This window comes from Actinomadura napierensis (genome assembly GCF_039529375.1).
GTDB lineage: Bacteria > Actinomycetota > Actinomycetes > Streptosporangiales > Streptosporangiaceae > Spirillospora > Spirillospora napierensis.
Map to the genome: position 1 here is coordinate 1 of NZ_BAAAMR010000423.1, position 524 is coordinate 524.

Genomic DNA, 524 nt, shown 5'->3' on the forward strand with positions numbered 1-524 from the left:
TGAAGGCTTACAGCACCAAGACGGTCATTCTCACATCTTGGCGAACACGATTCCAAACTGCGTATCTTATGACCCATGTTTTGGTTATGAGTTGGCTGTCATCGTACATGACGGTTTACAACGTATGTATGTGAATCAAGAGCGTGTGTTCTATTACTTAACTGTAATGAATGAAAACTACGAGCATCCTGCAATGCCAGAAGGCGTTGAAGAAGGTATTAAACGTGGTATGTATTTATTCGAGAAAGATGAAAAAGCAACTGTTCAGTTACTTGGTTCAGGTGTAATCCTTCGCGAAGTGATTAAAGCTGCGAAAATCTTACGTGATGAATACCAAATCCATTCAAACGTTTGGAGTGTAACAAGCTTCAATGAATTGGCACGTGATGGTATGGCATGTGAAGAATACAACCGCCTACACCCACTTGCTGAAGAAGTTAAAGAATCTTGGGTATCTAAACAATTACGTGGTACGGAAGGTATCGTAGTTTCTGCTACCGACCATATGCGTGCTTACAGTGAAC

Annotated in this window: 1 protein-coding gene; it reads left to right on the forward strand. The window is 41.2% G+C overall.

The window, feature by feature from the left end; translation table 11 throughout:
* Window positions 1-37 precede the first annotated feature (37 nt).
* A partial coding sequence (locus ABD296_RS50260) for a transketolase-like TK C-terminal-containing protein (protein WP_407061610.1) occupies window positions 38-524 on the forward strand: 487 nt, incomplete at its 3' end.